18 protein-coding genes are annotated in these 15,824 nt (G+C 66.9%); 10 read left to right on the forward strand and 8 right to left on the reverse strand.

Features of this window, described 5'->3' with window-relative positions; translation table 11 throughout:
• Positions 1 to 22 precede the first annotated feature (22 nt).
• The 6 genes from A37U_RS0133555 to A37U_RS0133580 all read right to left on the reverse strand — a co-directional run bounded on the left by A37U_RS0133555 (position 23) and on the right by A37U_RS0133580 (position 5,198).
• Positions 23 to 1,813 carry a hypothetical protein gene (locus A37U_RS0133555; protein WP_020501045.1) on the reverse strand — a complete coding sequence of 597 codons (1,791 nt, stop codon included), beginning with the start codon at positions 1,811 to 1,813 and terminating at the stop codon, positions 23 to 25.
• Positions 1,810 to 2,067, reverse strand: a complete 258-nt coding sequence (locus tag A37U_RS0133560) for a rubredoxin (RefSeq protein ID WP_020501046.1) — start codon at positions 2,065 to 2,067, stop codon at positions 1,810 to 1,812. Before A37U_RS0133560 ends, A37U_RS0133555 begins: the two co-directional genes overlap by 4 nt.
• Positions 2,068 to 2,151: 84 nt before the next feature.
• On the reverse strand, positions 2,152 to 2,967 hold the full coding sequence (hcaB, locus tag A37U_RS0133565; protein ID WP_026197881.1) for a 3-(cis-5,6-dihydroxycyclohexa-1,3-dien-1-yl)propanoate dehydrogenase: 816 nt from the start codon (positions 2,965 to 2,967) through the stop codon (positions 2,152 to 2,154).
• Positions 2,968 to 2,972: 5 nt separating this feature from the next.
• Complete coding sequence (locus A37U_RS0133570; RefSeq protein ID WP_020501048.1) at positions 2,973 to 3,245, reverse strand: hypothetical protein; 273 nt, start codon at positions 3,243 to 3,245, stop codon at positions 2,973 to 2,975.
• A gap of 13 nt (positions 3,246 to 3,258) precedes the next feature.
• Entirely contained in the window at positions 3,259 to 3,777 is a 519-nt protein-coding gene (locus tag A37U_RS0133575) for an aromatic-ring-hydroxylating dioxygenase subunit beta (protein ID WP_020501049.1), read from the reverse strand.
• A gap of 5 nt (positions 3,778 to 3,782) precedes the next feature.
• Positions 3,783 to 5,198, reverse strand: a complete 1,416-nt coding sequence (locus tag A37U_RS0133580; RefSeq protein ID WP_240437766.1) for an aromatic ring-hydroxylating dioxygenase subunit alpha — start codon at positions 5,196 to 5,198, stop codon at positions 3,783 to 3,785.
• Between the two features lie 142 nt (positions 5,199 to 5,340).
• Between A37U_RS0133580 and A37U_RS0133585 the strand changes: the two genes are divergently transcribed.
• From A37U_RS0133585 to A37U_RS0133620, 8 genes are all read left to right on the forward strand, one after another.
• Positions 5,341 to 5,739: an SCP2 sterol-binding domain-containing protein gene (locus A37U_RS0133585; protein ID WP_020501051.1), complete on the forward strand. Its 399-nt coding sequence runs from the start codon at positions 5,341 to 5,343 to the stop codon at positions 5,737 to 5,739.
• 237 nt (positions 5,740 to 5,976) lie between these two features.
• A complete protein-coding gene (locus A37U_RS0133590; protein ID WP_020501052.1) occupies positions 5,977 to 6,606 on the forward strand; it encodes a GntR family transcriptional regulator in 630 nt (209 codons plus the stop codon).
• A 131-nt stretch (positions 6,607 to 6,737) separates the two neighbouring features.
• Positions 6,738 to 7,595, forward strand: a complete 858-nt coding sequence (locus A37U_RS0133595; RefSeq protein WP_020501053.1) for an alpha/beta fold hydrolase — start codon at positions 6,738 to 6,740, stop codon at positions 7,593 to 7,595.
• Entirely contained in the window at positions 7,595 to 9,073 is a 1,479-nt protein-coding gene (locus A37U_RS0133600) for a 4-hydroxyphenylacetate 3-hydroxylase family protein (RefSeq protein WP_020501054.1), read from the forward strand. The genes A37U_RS0133595 and A37U_RS0133600 overlap by 1 nt, the downstream gene beginning before the upstream one ends.
• Positions 9,070 to 9,834 (forward strand): SDR family oxidoreductase, encoded by a 765-nt coding sequence (locus A37U_RS0133605; protein WP_020501055.1) that lies wholly within the window; start codon positions 9,070 to 9,072, stop codon positions 9,832 to 9,834. The genes A37U_RS0133600 and A37U_RS0133605 overlap by 4 nt, the downstream gene beginning before the upstream one ends.
• Before the next feature lie 9 nt (positions 9,835 to 9,843).
• Entirely contained in the window at positions 9,844 to 10,320 is a 477-nt protein-coding gene (locus tag A37U_RS0133610) for a cupin domain-containing protein (protein WP_026197883.1), read from the forward strand.
• A 7-nt stretch (positions 10,321 to 10,327) separates the two neighbouring features.
• Positions 10,328 to 11,203, forward strand: a complete 876-nt coding sequence (locus tag A37U_RS0133615; protein ID WP_020501057.1) for a VOC family protein — start codon at positions 10,328 to 10,330, stop codon at positions 11,201 to 11,203.
• A 100-nt stretch (positions 11,204 to 11,303) separates the two neighbouring features.
• The gene (locus tag A37U_RS0133620; protein ID WP_020501058.1) at positions 11,304 to 12,293 is read left to right on the forward strand and encodes a dihydrodipicolinate synthase family protein; all 990 of its coding nucleotides are present in this window, start codon (positions 11,304 to 11,306) and stop codon (positions 12,291 to 12,293) included.
• Between the two features lie 92 nt (positions 12,294 to 12,385).
• Here A37U_RS0133620 and A37U_RS53240 read toward each other — a convergent pair whose 3' ends face one another.
• Positions 12,386 to 13,540, reverse strand: a complete 1,155-nt coding sequence (locus A37U_RS53240; RefSeq protein WP_083934146.1) for a lytic transglycosylase domain-containing protein — start codon at positions 13,538 to 13,540, stop codon at positions 12,386 to 12,388.
• A gap of 96 nt (positions 13,541 to 13,636) precedes the next feature.
• On the opposite strand from A37U_RS53240, the gene A37U_RS0133630 reads away from it, so the two are divergent.
• Complete coding sequence (locus tag A37U_RS0133630; RefSeq protein ID WP_026197884.1) at positions 13,637 to 14,581, forward strand: 3-carboxyethylcatechol 2,3-dioxygenase; 945 nt, start codon at positions 13,637 to 13,639, stop codon at positions 14,579 to 14,581.
• Between the two features lie 99 nt (positions 14,582 to 14,680).
• Here A37U_RS0133630 and A37U_RS54165 read toward each other — a convergent pair whose 3' ends face one another.
• The gene (locus A37U_RS54165; RefSeq protein ID WP_240437767.1) at positions 14,681 to 14,947 is read right to left on the reverse strand and encodes a hypothetical protein; all 267 of its coding nucleotides are present in this window, start codon (positions 14,945 to 14,947) and stop codon (positions 14,681 to 14,683) included.
• A gap of 42 nt (positions 14,948 to 14,989) precedes the next feature.
• Here A37U_RS54165 and A37U_RS0133635 point away from each other — a divergent pair, with 42 nt between their 5' ends.
• Positions 14,990 to 15,802: a LuxR C-terminal-related transcriptional regulator gene (locus tag A37U_RS0133635; protein WP_240437768.1), complete on the forward strand. Its 813-nt coding sequence runs from the start codon at positions 14,990 to 14,992 to the stop codon at positions 15,800 to 15,802.
• Positions 15,803 to 15,824: the final 22 nt, after the last annotated feature.

Genomic DNA, 15,824 nt, shown 5'->3' on the forward strand with positions numbered 1-15,824 from the left:
AAAAATATGTGATCATGATGCTTCAACTCGCGGCCGCACCAGAGGTCGCCAGCAACAGGTCCAGAAGCACCCCCTCCACGTTCGCGCTCACGACGGCGTCCACGAGACCGGCGAACTCGTCGAGCGAGGCGTCCGGGTCGACGACGATGACCCGGCCGGCGGCCTTGACCGCCTTGAGCGTGCCGAGGTCGTGCCGCCCGAGCCCGAGGTAGACCGCAGGCGCGATGCTGCGGGCCAGTGGCCCTATCTCGAGCTGCGGGGGCGCCTCCTCCGCAGCCACCGCGGCCGACGTCGCGACGAGCGCGATGCCCCGAGTCGCGGCGACGCGCTCGGCGACGCGCCGGGCGCCGGTGCCGAGACCAGGCCCGAGGCCGATGACCAACCGGGCCGCGGCGAGCCTCGGGCCGTCCGGAACTTCGACCCGGCGCTCCACCGCGGTGCACAAATCGTCGCCGGTCGCGGTGACGTCGGCGAACTCGACGTCCGGTTCTCCCTGGTCGCGAACGGCTCGCGTCGTGAAGGAACCGGGCCGCAGCGTGCCCAACGACGGTGTGGAGTGCGCGATCACCGGCGCGATCACGTCCGCCGATAGCGCCGGTTTGAGCCACAACAGGTCCGGCTCGTCGGTGTCCGCGTCGCGGACTTCCAGCGCGGTAAAGTCCCCCGTCAGGCCGAGGCCGAGTCGGGCGGCGACGCGCGGAGCGTAATCGCGGCCACGGGCGCTGAACGGGGCGATCACCGCGAACGGCGAACGCGCGGCGATCGCCGTGCTCAGCGCGTCGGTGACCAGATTCGTGCGGTATTCCGCCGGTTCGCCGCAGCGCAGCACCAGTACCCGATCGGCCCCATGCGCGTAGAGTACGCGCGGGAGGTCGTGCGGCTGGTCGCACGGCAGTACCGCGACGACTGTGGCTCGCAGGTCGCAGGCGACCGAGCGGGCGCAGGCCAACGCTTCGAGACTCGCCGGGTGCAGGCCGCCACCGGGCAGCGGCTCGGCGACCGTCCAGATCTCGCGCGACGGCGTGGGCACGACGACTTCGGCCACAGGTGCGACCGGCGCGAAAGCGGCCTCCAGCAGTTCTGCGGCGTCGAAGCCGACGCCGCCGTACTCCGCCGCCGAGCGCTCGCGGGCCTGGTGCCGGATCTCCGCGACGAAGGTCGGCGAACCCCGGGTGCCGAAGTCCCGCGGTCCTCCCCCAAGTTCCTCGGCGGTCAGCGTTTCGACGGCCGACGGATCGGCCTCGGTCACCCACGGCGGCTCGGCACCCCGCCCGACGGAGACCACCGCGGGCAACGCGGCGGTCCAGGCTTCGCGGCCGACGTCGGTTTCGACGTCCGCGGAGAGGACGCCGTCGCCGACCCGCAGGTTCGTCACCTGGGTCAGCTGCGGCAGGCCGACCAGCTCGGCGACCTGAGGTCCAACCTGCGCGGTGCCGCCGTCGAGCGTCCACCGACCGGTAAGCACCAGGTCCGGGCCCTCCCGCGCTACGAGCCGAGCGAGCGCGCGGGCCGTAGCCAGGGTGTCGGCACCGGCGAAGCGCCGGTCGACCAGGTGCACGGCGCGGTCGGCACCCCGGCGCAGCGCGTCGAGTAGTGTCTCCGCGGTCGCGGGCGGCCCCATCGTCACGGCCACCACCTCCCAGCCGGTCTCCGCACGCACGGCCAGCGCCTGGGCCAGCGCGTGCAGGTCCGGCGGGTTGGTGACGGTCTGGTCGTCGTCCCGGCGGATCCGTTTCGTACGTTCGTCGAAGACGCCCCGCCCAGGCACCGGGACCTGCTTGAGACAGACGAGGATGCGGCCCGGTGTGCTCACCCCTGCGCTCCCGCGTATGCGTCGTCCTCGACGTCGTACTCTTCGCCCGGCGCAAGCATCCGGAACTCTTTCTTGCGCGCCCCGCACACCGGGCAGACCCAGTCGTCGGGGATGTCGCCGAACGGCGTGCCGGGCTCGATCCCGCCTTCGGGGTCGCCGAGGCGGGGGTCGTACACGTCTTGGCAGACATCGCAGATCCACAGTGCGCTGGCCGGGTCGGCCTGGGTTTCTTCGGTAGCCACCAGCGTCTTCATCGACGCCTCCTTTCGAGGGTGGAAGGGAGACGGCCCGGAACTCTGGACATCCGAGGCCGTCTCCCTGCTTTGCGCGGTGCCGGATCAGGGCTCGAGCCCCGCCATGCGCGTCATCCCGCGCACGCCCAGCCCGCCGTCGCTGTGGATAATCGTGCCGGTGACCGCGGGCGCACGTTCCTTCGCGGCAAGGAACGCGTAGGCCCAGGAGTGATCGTCCGGCTGGGCGACGACGCCCAGCGGGTTGATCCCCTTGATCAGGCCCTCGATGTCCGGGATGTCCTTCAGCGATTGGCCTTCGTTCGCGAGCGCGGGGATGCCGCGCAGATCCGTGATCGTGCCGCCGGGCGCCACCCCGTTGACCCGCACGTGCGGCGAAAGTTCGTACGCCAACTCGGTCACCAGACCGCGGACGGCGAACTTCGACGACACGTAGAGCGGACCGCCGCCCCCGGGGTAGAACCCGGCGTTGGAAATGGTGAGGATGACCTGGCCCCGGTTCTCGATCAGCTGGTCCAGCGCCGCCTTCACGGTCAGCAGGTTGCTCTTCACGTTGACGGCGAAGAGCTGGTCGAACGCCTCGTCGATCTTGTCCTTCGGTAGCTGCGGGATCTCGGTGAAGTAGTCGAACACCCCCACCGCGCACACGAGCGTGGTCAGCGAGCCGAACGCCTCTGTCACGTCCGCGACGGCGCGTTCGTTGTCCCCCATCAATGTCGCGTCGCCCTGCGTCACAACCACAGCCTCACGTGGCAGTTTCTCCTGCAGATCCCGCGCTTTCTCAGGCGAGATCTCGAGGACTCCAACCTTGGCACCCTCCTGCACGTACAGATCGACCACGGCACGGCCGACACCCGATCCACCTCCGGTGACCAGTGCCACCTTTCCGTCTAGGAATCCCACGTGAATCAGTCCTTTCCGAGCAGGGCCGACAGCGGCCGCGCGTCGAGCTTCACGCCGGGGCCATAAGGAGTGTCGAGAAGCTTCGAATACATTTCGGGTGTCTGCCAGGTGAGGCTTTCCAGCTGCAGCGGGTCGAGCAGGGTCTGGAACCCGAGCCTGGGGGAGCTGACGAGAAGGCGTTCGCGTTGGCCGGTACTGATGTAGCTGACCTGGATCACCGTGAATTCGTTGGCAATCTGGATGATCGGGTCCTGGCCTTCGTTGCGGATAATGGTCACCGAACTGCCTCCGTCACATGATCAAGGCGAGGTTGTGTGTCATGACGGTGGTCTGGTCGAGCACGACTACCCGCTTGGCGAGGCGGTAGCCGCCGGCCACTCGACGGAGCACGTCGTGGCGCTCACCGGAGAGAATGTCGAACGTCGCGACGTCACCGCGGGTGCGATAGAGCAGCAGGTTCGACTTGACGGCCACCTCGTCCTCCGCCTCGCCGGCGGCGACCCGGATGTTGGTCACGAAGTGTCGTGATCGCGACGGCGGGTCCTCCGCCCACGCGTACTCGGTCTCCAACCTCAGGACGCGCATTTCCATCGAGTCCCAGTCGTCGTCCATGAGGGTCAAGCCCTCGACGATGTCCGTCTCGGCCTCACGCTCGCGCGTGACCCGCAGCGGCACGACGTACGACAGGTCCTCGGCCACCAGGTCGAGCCACTCCCGGTACTTGCCAGCGTCGAGCAGTTCGGCTTCGGTGAAGAGCCATTCGGTGGCTTCACGGACCGTGGTGTCGGTGATCTCGGTTGCAGTAGTCATAGGTGCTACGCCTCCGCTCGCGCGAGTGTCTCGGCCGCGGCATCGTCGGACACCTTGCCGTTGCCGCTGTGCGGCGCCGGGTCGGTGACCATCAGCTGCATCCAGTACTCCATGAAATTCCGCTGGTTAGCTTCGGCATAGTCCATTGGAAAAGCCTTGCCAGGACCGGGCCAGTCGGGGTCGGGCTCGTAGACGCCACGGCCCATCTGGTAGTTGAGCTCCATGGTCTTCTTGGCGTACTGGGCGCCCAGCACCCGCGTGATGCTGCGCCAGTTCTCGGCATCGTCCTGCTCGAACGCGCCGGAAATACCGAACGTGCGCACGTAGGCCTGGTAGCTCTCCTCCTTGTACCAGTCCGGCGCTTCCTTCTCGATCAGAAAGAAGGACATGATCTCCATCTTGTCCGGGCCGAGCGGGTGCCACAGCCGAAGCGTGAGGAACGACGTCGGCGGCGAGACGTGGTCCTTCGACATCAGGAAGTTGCCGATCGACAGGTTCGGGAACACGGTGCCGTGGATGAACGTGACCGGCCGGAACACCTCGACCTGCTCCGGGGAAAGCCGGCGCTGCAACTGCTCGACGATGCTCTCCGGCATACCCAGGAATTCGGGCAGCGGCATGCCCGGCGGCGGGCCGATGATGCCGAGGCCGTGCCCGTTCTCGGTGTGCACGTGCTCGCCGTAGAGCGCGAACTTCGGGTCCGGCGGGGCGAGCCCGAGTTCCACCATGGAGCGGTGCGTCATCATCGTGTGGTAGGCGTCGCCGACGAAGTTGTCGGCGCCGAGCTTCCAGTTCGCATCGACGACCCAGCGCTGCGGGGCGCCGACGACCTCCAGACCGGCGTCACTGCGGTCCAGCACGATGTCGAGGTAGAACTTCATGTCCCCGAGGTAGTCCTCGAGCGACTGGGCCTCCGGGTCGAGGCAGCCGAAGATCAACCCCTTGTAGGTGTCCAGTTTCGGGACCGGCTTGAGCTGCCACAGAGACTTGTCCAGCTTGTTGCCGTACGCTTCCCGCCCGGCCGGCACGCCCACAAGACTGCCCTTGTTGTTGTAGGTCCAGCCGTGGTACGGGCAGCGGAAGTGCGACGTGTTTCCCATTTCGGCGCGGCACACCTGCATGCCACGGTGGCGGCAACTGTTGAGGTGGCCACGGACCTCGCCGTCTTCGTCCCGGCAGACGATGAACTGATCTTCCGAGATGTAGCGGACGACGTAATCGCCGCGCTCCGAGATTTCACTCTCGTGCGCGAGGAACACCCACGAACGGCCGAACACGCGCTCACGCTCGGCATCGTGCATCTCCGGGTCATTGATGATCGCGGCTGGAACAGTCCAGTCGGCCTCTACGTCACGCAAACCCTGCTCGAGGGTCTGCCGAAGTTCGTCCCTCAACATGTGACCACCTTTGGCGTCAGACATCTTTGTCTCCTCCGGAAAGCGCGGGCCCGATACGGAGCAGGACCGCGTTCACAGCTTGACTGGTTCTAGGATACTAGTATCTTTTACTGCGATGTCAAACCCCAGTTGTCCGTCACGCAACCGAACCGAAGGAGAGCACACCATGGGAACACCCGTCCTGTCGCCGGAGTGGATGAAGTCTTACGCAGAGCTGTGGAACACCACGGACGCGACGCGCGAGGGCCTCAAGGAGATGAGTATGGTCGTCGAATACCGGCTCGCCGAGAATGAGAGTCGCGCGGGCCAGATCGAGGTCAACGCCGGCGAAGTCGTGCGCGCCGGCACCCCTGCCGAAGGTGTGAAGCCGGACTTCCTGCTGACGGCGAAGGTCGAGACCTGGCAGCGCCTCGGCGCCGGCGAGCTGCCCGCCGCCAAGGCGATGGTCACCCGGAAGGTCAAGTTCCGCGGTTCCATGTCGGTGGCACTCGCCAACCTGCCCGGCCTCGAAGCCGCCATGAAGTTGTTCGGCCAGATCGACGACACCGACTGGTCGGTGGACTGACCGAGGTCGCTGTCCACGGCCTCGGCGTACCTGAAGCCGGAGCGGGAGTCCGCTCCGGCTTCAGCGCTGCCACCAGACGGCGGGAGACCGGCGCTCCACCCGGACCAATGACCGGCCACTGCAACCCGGCTCCCGCCCCAGCGCAGCCCGCTCGCCGTTGACACGCTAGAATCTCGGCGTGAGCGACAGTACGCAGCCCCGACCTTCCCACACCGAAAGGCCGGATAGTCCATGCCCATGATCGCGTCAGTCACCAAAACAGACCAGATCTACCAAGCGCTCCTCACCCAGCTACTCGAGGGACGCCATCAATTCGGCGAGCTCCTCAGCACCTACGACCTCGCGACTGAATTCGGCGTGAGCCGCAGGCCGGTGATGGACGCGATGATGCGACTGGCCGCCGCCGGATTCATCTCGATCATTCCACAGGTCGGATGCCAGGTGACGGTCCCGGACGAACGCAAGGTGCGCGACCACTTCGCAGTGGCGGGCATCCTCGAAGGGGCGGGCGCACGGCTCGCAGCACTCACCGCCACCGACGCCCAACTGGCCGAAATCCACGACATGCTGGTGCGCGGCATCGGCCCGGCCAAGCGGAACGAAGCACTCGCCTTCGCCGCAGCCAACCGGGACTTCCACTCCGCCATATTGGCGGCCAGCGGCAACCAGCGTCTGACCGACCTGGCCATGGACAGCTGGGACCTCAACGACTTCTACCTCCAGAAGAACCGGTTGAGCACGGACCTGACGCGGGCGCAGACCGAGCACACAGAGATCGCGGAGGCGATCAAGCGCCGCGACGCGGACCGGGCCGGCAGGCTCATGGAGGAGCATCTTTCGCGGTTCTGGAAGTTCATGGAAGTGTAGTCACTCTCCCACCGAACGGGTGCGTGCCTACGACCATGGCAACCGTTTTCGCCATCGAGCGACGACAAGCTTGTTGCTTCTGAGATTCTAGTATGTCAAAATGGAGGCAGGTTGCGACAGGAAGGAATGCTGTGGAGCAGCACGTAAGCATCTGGGGCGATTTGGCGGGCGTCGAGTTGCGCCAGCGGACCGTGGACGCGGCCGGCATCGCCACCCGGGTGGTAGAAGCGGGTACCGGTCCGGCACTGGTCATGGTGCACGGCACGGGCGGGCATCTGGAGGCGTATTCGCGCAACGTCCGCGATCTGGCGAAGGAATTCCGGATCGTCCTCTACGACATGGCGGGGCACGGGCTTTCGGCGAAACCTGACCGGCCCTACACGATCGACTACCTCAGCGATCACCTGATCGCGCTGCTGGACGCGCTGGACATTGGAAAAGCGCATCTCTCCGGCGAATCGCTCGGCGGCTGGGTGGCGGCGTGGGCCGCGGCACACCACCCCGAACGGATCGATCGGCTGGTGCTCAACACTCCCGGCAACGTCACCAACAAGCCGGAGGTGATGGCCGGGCTGAAGGAATCGAGCATGAAGGCGGTCCGCGAAGCGAGCAGGCAGACCGTGCGCACCAGGGTCGAATGGCTTTTCCACGACAAGAGCCTCGTCACCGACGAGCTCGTCGACCTGCGGTTGCGGATCTACACCCAGCCGGGGTTCGAGGACGCGATGCGCAACATCCTCGCGGTGCAGGACTGGGAACACCGGCGCCCGTACGTCTGGTCCTCGGAGTGGTGCGGCCGCATCGTCTCGCCGACCCTGCTGCTGTGGACCGACCACGACCCGACGGCCTCCGTCGAGGAAGCCGCGCTACTGGAAGAGCTCATCCCCGGCAGCCGTCTCGAAGTCATCGAGGGCGCCGGCCACTGGCCGCAGTGGGAGAAGCCGGACCAGTTCAACGAGACCCACGTTAGGTTCCTGAAAGGAAAGTGATGACCGCACGAAACGGCACCGCGTACCTCGACCGGCTGCGCGCACACAGTCCCGAGCTGTGGGTCGGGGCCGAGAAGATCACCGACGTGGCCGGGCACAAGGCGACGTCCGGCGCCGCGGCCGAGATCGCCCGCCTTTACGACCTGCAGTTCAAGACCGACAGCATGCTCTTCGCGCCCGACGGCGGTGCTCCCAAGGAAGGCGTGCAGTTCCTGATGCCCCGCACTGCGGAGGACCTCGAGCTCCGCCGCGTCATGCACAAGCAGTGGGCGGATTCCAGCTTCGGCATGATGGGGCGCAGCACGGACTTCGTCAGCGCGATGCTGGTGGCGTGGAACGCCAACGCCGAGTTCTTCGGCGACGGCGCCGACCGGGTGCGCGCGTACTACAAGTACGTGCGGGACAACGACCTGTTCTTGTCCCACGCGCTGGCGGACCCGCCGGTCGACCGTTCGAAGCCGCCGTCGCAGCAGCCTGACCCCTACACCTACCTCGGCGTGAAACGCGAGACTCCGGACGGCATCATCGTGAGTGGCGCGAAGATGCTCGCGACGGCCGCGCCGTACTCCGACGAGATCCTGGTCTGGCCGTTCTCGCTACGGAAGTACGCGGCCGAGGAGAAGCCCTACGCCATCGCGTTCGCCATCCCGGCCGACGCGCCGGGCGTCCGACTGATCTGCCGCGAGCCGTTCGGCGGGGGGAATGCCTTCGATCACCCGCTGTCCAGCCGGTTCGACGAGATGGACGCCGTGATCGTGTTCGACGAAGTGCTGGTGCCTTGGGACCGGGTCTTCATCAATCAGGACTACGAGCGAGTGAACAACATCTGGGCGATCAACTCCAACGCCTTCACCGGCGTCCAGACCTCGGTCCGGATGCTAGCGAAGCTCCAGTTCGTCGCGGGCATCGCCAAGCGCGCGACCGAGATCGTCAAGACCGACCAGTACCCCCAGGTCCGCGACGCGCTCGGCGAGATCACCACCTACATCGAACTGACCAGGGCGGCCGTCCTCGCGGCCGAGTCCGGTGCACAGCGCAACGAGGAGGGCTTCCTGTTCCCCGACGTCCGCCCGCTCTACGCGATCCGCAACTCCGGGAACCGCTGGTACCCGCGGGTCCGGGAGATCCTGCAGCAGATTCTCGCCGGTGGCTTGCTCTACCAGCCAGCCGACGTAAGCGCGTTCGACTCACCGATCGCCGAGGACATCACCCGGTTCTACCGCGGCCCCGAGACGAACAGCCTGGACCGCATCGCGATCTACAAGGTGGCCGCCGATCTCGCGGTCTCCGCCTTCGGCGGCCGCCACGAACTCTACGAGCGGTTCTACGCCGGTGACCCGCTATTCCTCCGCATCAACACCCAGTTCAACCAGTACGACTGGACCGAACCGCTCGACCTGATCGATGGGCTGCTGGCCACGTCGATCGGGCAAGCCGGCGTCCAGTCCGGCGGCACTGGCGAGGGTGCTGCGGCATGAGGGTGCGCGGCCGGCGGGCCCTGGTCACCGCCGGGTCGAGTGGGCTCGGCGCCGCGATCGCGGCTTCTCTACGGGCAGACGGGGCAGAGGTCTTCATCACGGGAACCGGGCCGCACACCGGCGAGGTCGCCCGTGATATCGGTGCGGCGGACTGGGCGATTGCTGACTTCACCCAGCCCGGTGCCGCGGCCACCGCAGCCGCCGCCGCGCGCGAGACGCTCGGCGGCATCGACATCCTGGTGTCTAACACCGGCGGCACGCGCGCGGCGAAGGCCTCCGAACTCTCGGCGGAGGACTGGGATTCGGCATACCGTCTCCTGCTGAACAGCGCGATCTCCCTGACCAGCGCGGTATTGCCGGCGATGTCGGCGGCCGGGTGGGGACGGCTGATCTACGTCACCTCGGTCGGCGTGGTCAAGCCGTTGCCACTGCTGCACCTGTCCAACGTGATGCGGGCCGGAGTGGCCGCGCTGGCGCGGTCACTGGCCGCCGAGGTGGCTCCAAACGGCGTCACCACGCACGTCATCGCCCCCGCCCACATCGACACGCCGCGGCGGCGCGCGCTCGCCGCGGCGCGCGCCGCCGCGGCCGACGTGCCGGTGGCCGAGCTGGAACAACGGCAGCTCGCCACCGAGTTGCCCATCGGCCGGTGGGGACGTCCCGACGAGATCGCCGAGCTGGTGACCCACCTCTGCTCGGACTTCGCTGGGTTCCAGACCGGGCAGACACACGTCGTCGACGGCGGGATGACCTCAACCTAGGGGAGAATTATGACAAATTTCGAGCAGTGGATGCACAAGCTCCACGAGATGAAGGACTACGACCCGGAGCGGTCGATGCCGGGCAACCTGATCACCCCTTCGGCGAGCGCCCGGTGGCTTGAGGAGGACGTGACCGGCAACCCCAGCCGGGTCGGAGTGCTGGCCGACCTGCCGGCGAAGTCGATGGAGTTCTACCTCCAGGAAATTCCGGCAGGCACGGCGACCGACCTCCAGCGCCATGTGCACGAGTCCGTGCACTGCGTGCTCGAGGGCAGCGGCTACTCCGAGATCGGACCGGAAACACTCCGGTGGTCGGCCGGGGACTTCGTCTACACCCCGCCGTGGGTCTGGCACCGGCACTACAACGACGGCACCGAACGCGTTCGCATGATCCTCGTCGAGAACTCGCGGCAACTCGATGGCCTCGGCATCAACCGGCGGGAAAGCGCCGGGAACATCTCTTACGACAAAGTGGATAGGAGTTGACCTACTGATGGGCATTTCACAGGTGGCTCACGCCGAACTCGCCGTAGCCGATCTGGACGAGGCGATCGGCTTCCACACCGACGTCCTCGGCATGCAGGAACTCGGCCGGTCCGACGGCGCGGTGCGGCTGTCCGTCGGTATCGACGGCGGCTGCGACCTGGTGCTGACCGCCGGCGGGACCGGGGTTCGGAAGTTCGCGCTGCGCGTCGACGACGTCGCCGACCTCGACCGCTACGCGAAGCGTCTCGCCGAAGCCGGCGTTGCGACCGAGACCCGCACTGACGAACACCCCGGTGTGGTCCAGTCGCTGCAGTTCCAGGCACCCTCCGGGCACGTCATGGAACTGGCGCTGCTCTCGACCGGACCGCAGTACATCCACCCGTCGAAGGCCCCTCACCGAGGCGGGATCCGCGCGCTAGACTTCGACCACATCACCGTGCAGGCACAGGACCCGAAACCGCTGGTCGACTTCCTGGTCGAGCTGCTGGACTTCCAGATCTCCGATATCTTCGCCCCGGCGCCCGGAGTCATCGGAGGGGCCTGGTGCCGGGCCAGCACGCTGCACCACGACATCGCGATCATCTCCACCCCCGAAGCCGGTAAGTCGCTACACCACTACGCACTCGGGATGGAGTCGTTCGACCATCTCAAGCTGGCCGCCGACGAGCTCGCCCTGCACAACGTGCCGATCGAGGTCGGGCCGGGCCGCCACGGCGTGGGCGGCAACGTCTACACCTACTTCTGGGCCGCGGGCAACCGCTACGAGCTGTCGGCCGAGATGCCGCGGGTGCGCCGCAACGACCCCGTGGTGTGGGACGACTTCCCGAAGGCGTTCAGCCCGTGGGGGCTGCAGCCACCGGAGTCGTTCGGCCGCACTTCCTGAAAGTCCCCCAAAAAAGCCGGTTGGCCCGGCGGGTCAGTAAGCCCCCCCACCTGACCCGCCGGGCCAACCGCCCTCTCCCAGCGAGCACAAGGAGAGCCCCATGGTACAGAAGTTCGGTGTCGACGACGTGCGTGGCGTCATCGCCGTCGCCCCGACCCCCGCGCTGCCCGGGGCGGCCGAGCTCACCGCACGCGACACCGTCGACCTCGACGAGTCCGACCGGATGATCCGTGCGCTCGTCGCCGACGGCGTGGACGGGATCATCACCAACGGCACACTCGGTGAGATGGCGACCCTGACGCTGGACGAATGGCAGGCCTTCACCGCCTGCGTCGCGGACGCGGTTTCGGACACCTCATCGGACCTACCGTTGTTCGTCGGCGCGACCACCCCCAACACGAGGGACACCATCGACCGGATCCGCTTCCTGCGGGACCTCGGCGTGCGCGGGGTCATCCTCGGCCGTCCGATGTGGAGCGCACTCGGCGCCGACGCCCTGCTCGCCTTCTACCGGGACGTCGCGAACCTGTTCCCGGACATGGCGATCGTCCTCTACGACAACCCTGAGGCGTTCAAGGGGCCGATCCCGTCTGCGGTCTACGCCGAGCTCGCCAAGGTGCCCCAGATCATCGGTGCGAAGTACATCGCGATCACACCCAAGTTCACCGCGGACGTGGCCGCGGTCAGCGGGCGGCTCCGACTGCTGCCGCTGGAGAGCGACTGGCTCGCGGCCCATACGCTCCACCCAGAAACGTCACTCGGCTGCTGGAGCAGCAGCGCCCTGTGCGGCCCACAACCCGTGCTCGCCCTGCGCGACGCGATCCGCTCCGGCGACGTCGAGGCGGCACGGCACCTCACCCACCGCATCGAGTGGACCTACGAGCCGTTCCTCGCCAGGACGAACTTCGGCGAGTTCTCCAAGTACAACATCAGTCTCGAGAAGCTGCGCTTCGACGAGGCCGGCTACGTCACCGCAGGCCCCGTGCGCCCGCCGTACCACGTCGTCCCCGAGGCCTATGCCGAAGGCGCGCGGGAGAACGGCCGCCGCTGGCGCCGGCTCGTCGGCGAAGTCCGGGACTCGGACTCCTGAACCTCGCCAGACCGCGCTGTGCATGCGGCGCGGCCGGTCGTGAAAAAAACTGATGGCGCCGCCTCTGTAACTGGGCGGCGCCATCAGTCCGTTTATCGAGATTCAGATGCGCGGAGAGGGCCGAGGAGCCCACCCACCGTCTGCCCGACGGTCGTGACCACACCATCCAGCGGCGCCGACACGCTGACCGGCAGCTCGGCGATCGGTGCGGGTGCGGGAGTCGGTGCGGGAGTCGGTGCGGGAGTCGGTGCGGGAGGCTTAACCGGCTCGGCGGGCGCGGACCTCGCCGGAGCGGGGTCGGCCACACCACCGCGCGATGCCGAGGCTGGGCGAGCCGGAGCGCGGTCGACGTTCTCGCCGTGTGTCGGGTCCTGGTCTGCGTTTCCGGGCGCGTCCGGGACTGCGAACGACCCGGCGGAATAAGCTCGCATCCAGGCCATGACCTTGTTCAAATAATCCTCAGACCTGTTGTAACTGAGGATGGCACTGCGCAGTCCCGTCGCGGTTTTAAGGTCGCGATCGGCCGCGCAGAGATACCGCCCCGCCGACTCCGAGGAATCGTAGATGTTCTGCACATCAGCGTTGCCGTCACCCGATCCATCCGTGCCCCACTTTTCCCATGTCGACGGAATGAACTGCATTGGGCCGGCAGCACGTGCCCACTGCCCGCTCTGCCGGTCGACGATACTCGCGAAACCTGGCGAACCGTCCAGGGCGGGGCCGTAAATCGGGCGGACCATTGTTCCCTGTGCGTCAACGTCGCCACGTCGGGCGTGGTTCGACTCGATCTTGCCGATACCCGCGAGCAACACCCAAGCCAGGTGACAGCCCGGATTCTCGCGAGCTAGCAAGGTCTCGGCCCGACGGTAGGCGTCGAGAACCGTGGCCGGAATGCCCGAACTCGCACCAGGTCCGGTGGCAGCGCCGCGTCGGTGGCCCACCGGCGCGGCGAGCGGCGGCAGCACCGAAACTTCTGGGAGCGTAACTGGGAGCCGGGCCCCGGACACGAACGACCATGCCTGCGGAACCGGCGTGGTCGCCTGTGCCCGGTCCGTCGTGAAAAGGGGCAGGCGCCGCCCATCGGCGACGGGTTCGACCAGCAGCACCCCGCTGCCGACCACGACCGCGCTCGTCAGCGCGACTGCGGCGTAGGCGGCAGAGCTGATCCGGTGACATTTTTCCATCTTCCTTCGCTTTGTCCGAGCCCTGTGACTGCCTTTGCTGCGATTCCCGATCGATGCTGCCATGCCAGATGCCCTTCTGTTGCCTCGTCGAAACCAGGGGTGCTAAGATTCTAGCATGTTTCACCTGGAACATGAGTACAAAGAAAGGCTGGTGGCTCGATGCCCGTTGCTGTGTGCGCCCTGTCCCATTCGCCGCTGATCGGGTTCAACCATCCGGCGAAAGCTGTCGAGAAGCGAGTCGAGATGGCTTTCGACCAGGCGCGAAGTTTCATCGCGGAATTCGATCCAAACCTCGTTGTGCTCTTCGCGCCCGATCACTACAATGGCTTCTTCTACGACATGATGCCGCAATTCTGTATCGGAACGCACGCCACCGCGCTCGGTGATTACAACACTCCGGCTGGCGAACTCTCGGTCGCCAAATCCGCGCGGACAATGGCCAAGGACGTGCTGGCGGCCGGGATCGATATCGCCGTGTCCGAACGGATGTACGTCGACCACGGGTTTTCCCAGCCGCTGCAGATCCTTTTCGACGGGCTCGACAAAGTTCCCGTCGTCCCCATCTTCATTAACTCGGTTGCCACACCACTCTGCCCCGTCGGCCGCATCCGGCAACTCGGCACGGCGGTCGGCCACGCGAGCGCACACATCGCCGAGCGGCGCGTGCTGTTCCTCGGCTCCGGCGGACTCTCGCACGATCCCCCGGTGCCGCAACTGGAAAACGCCACCGAAGAGGTCGCCGCCCGGCTGATCGACGGCCGTAACCCGACGCCTGAAGAGCGCGCACGGCGGCAGTCCAGGGTGATCGCCTCCGGTCTGGAGCTAGCCGCGGGCACGTCGTCGATGCGGCCGATCAATCCGGAGTGGGATCGACAGTTCCTTGATCTGATTTCGGCAGGCGAGCTCCAGCACGTCGACGCCTGGGACAACGCATGGTTCGCCGAGCAGGCTGGGAACTCCTCACACGAGGTGCGAACCTGGATCGCCGCGTACGCCGCGATGGCAGCCCGCGGGAATTACGTGATTAACTACCGGTTCTACGAGCCGGTACCAGAGTGGGTTGCGGGATTCGCCGTCACCACGGCCGTTTCCGCCGACGCCTGATCCTCAAGGCACAGCGCCGCGCCGGACGCGTTCGACGACGAGGTCACGAGCGGGTCCGGCGCCCCGTGTCTCGTCCCGGCTTGAGAGGAAACCATGAAGTCAACGTTGACTCCGCCTCGGCTCGGCCGAGGGCACCGTATTCCCAAAGTCGTCTTGCGCGAGATCCGGGCGGTCACCGCACGAGCCCGGGCTCTGTTCGGCGGTGGTCCAGACCCGGACGTGGCCGACGATTTCGTTGCCGCGCACGAGATTCTGGCCGAAATCGCCGAGCGGGTCGGCCAACGTGCCACCGCAGGCCATACCGGCGAGGTCCTGAACCTGTTCATCGAGGTCTCCGATGTCCGCGAGCGACTGCGACAGGCTCAACTCGAACTCCGCGTGAGAGTCCACACTCAAGTCCAGGAAGCATTGGACCGGTTGCAGGACGCGCGCTCGGTGGCCCGGCTCGTGGAACGCGTGCCGGAGGCCGTATGCCAGCTCGGCTTCGACCGAGCGCTGTTCTCCGAGATCCGCGAATCGGTGTGGATACCACAGTCCTGCACCGTGCTGGGTGATCCCGGCTGGGCTGCGGAGATTCTGCGGATCGGCCGCACGGAATCCCCGGTGCTGGACCGCACCCTCGTCGAGACCGAGGCCGTGCGCAGACGACGTGCGCTGCTCGTCGCGGATACGCAGCGCGAAGTACGTGGGCTCGCCTGCCTGGTCGAGGCCGCTCGAATGGAGTCCTATGTGGTCGCTCCCGTGCTCAGCGACGACGGCGTACTCGGGCTGGTGCACGCGGACCGGCACGTCCAGAGGCGTCAGGTCGACGAGTTAGACCGCGAGGTGTTCGGCATGTTCGCCCAGGGGCTCGGCATCGTGTTCCGCCGCACCGTGCTGGTCGAACGCGTCCAGTCGCTGCGGACCGAGGTCGATCAGTTCACGATGAACATCGCCAACACCATGGACCGGATCCTGAGTACCGGCCTCCCGGCTGCACCGGTCATCGGTGACCCCGTGGTGCCGCCGCCCGGCCCGGTGCCGACCCGGTCCTTCGTGGAGTCCGCGCTCACCCCGCGTCAGCTGGAAGTACTCAGGCTTTTGGGCGACGGCAAGACCAACGCAGGAATCGCCACCCGGCTGACGATCTCCGAGGACACAGCCAAGTCCCACGTCAAGCACGCACCTCGCTTCCTTGCTCAACGACCAACAAATCCAGCGACTCGATGCCGAGATCACTGAACTCGTCGGCAACCGCGCCGCG

The organism is Sciscionella marina DSM 45152, from assembly GCF_000379465.1.
In the GTDB taxonomy this organism is placed as follows: Bacteria; Actinomycetota; Actinomycetes; order Mycobacteriales; family Pseudonocardiaceae; genus Sciscionella; species Sciscionella marina.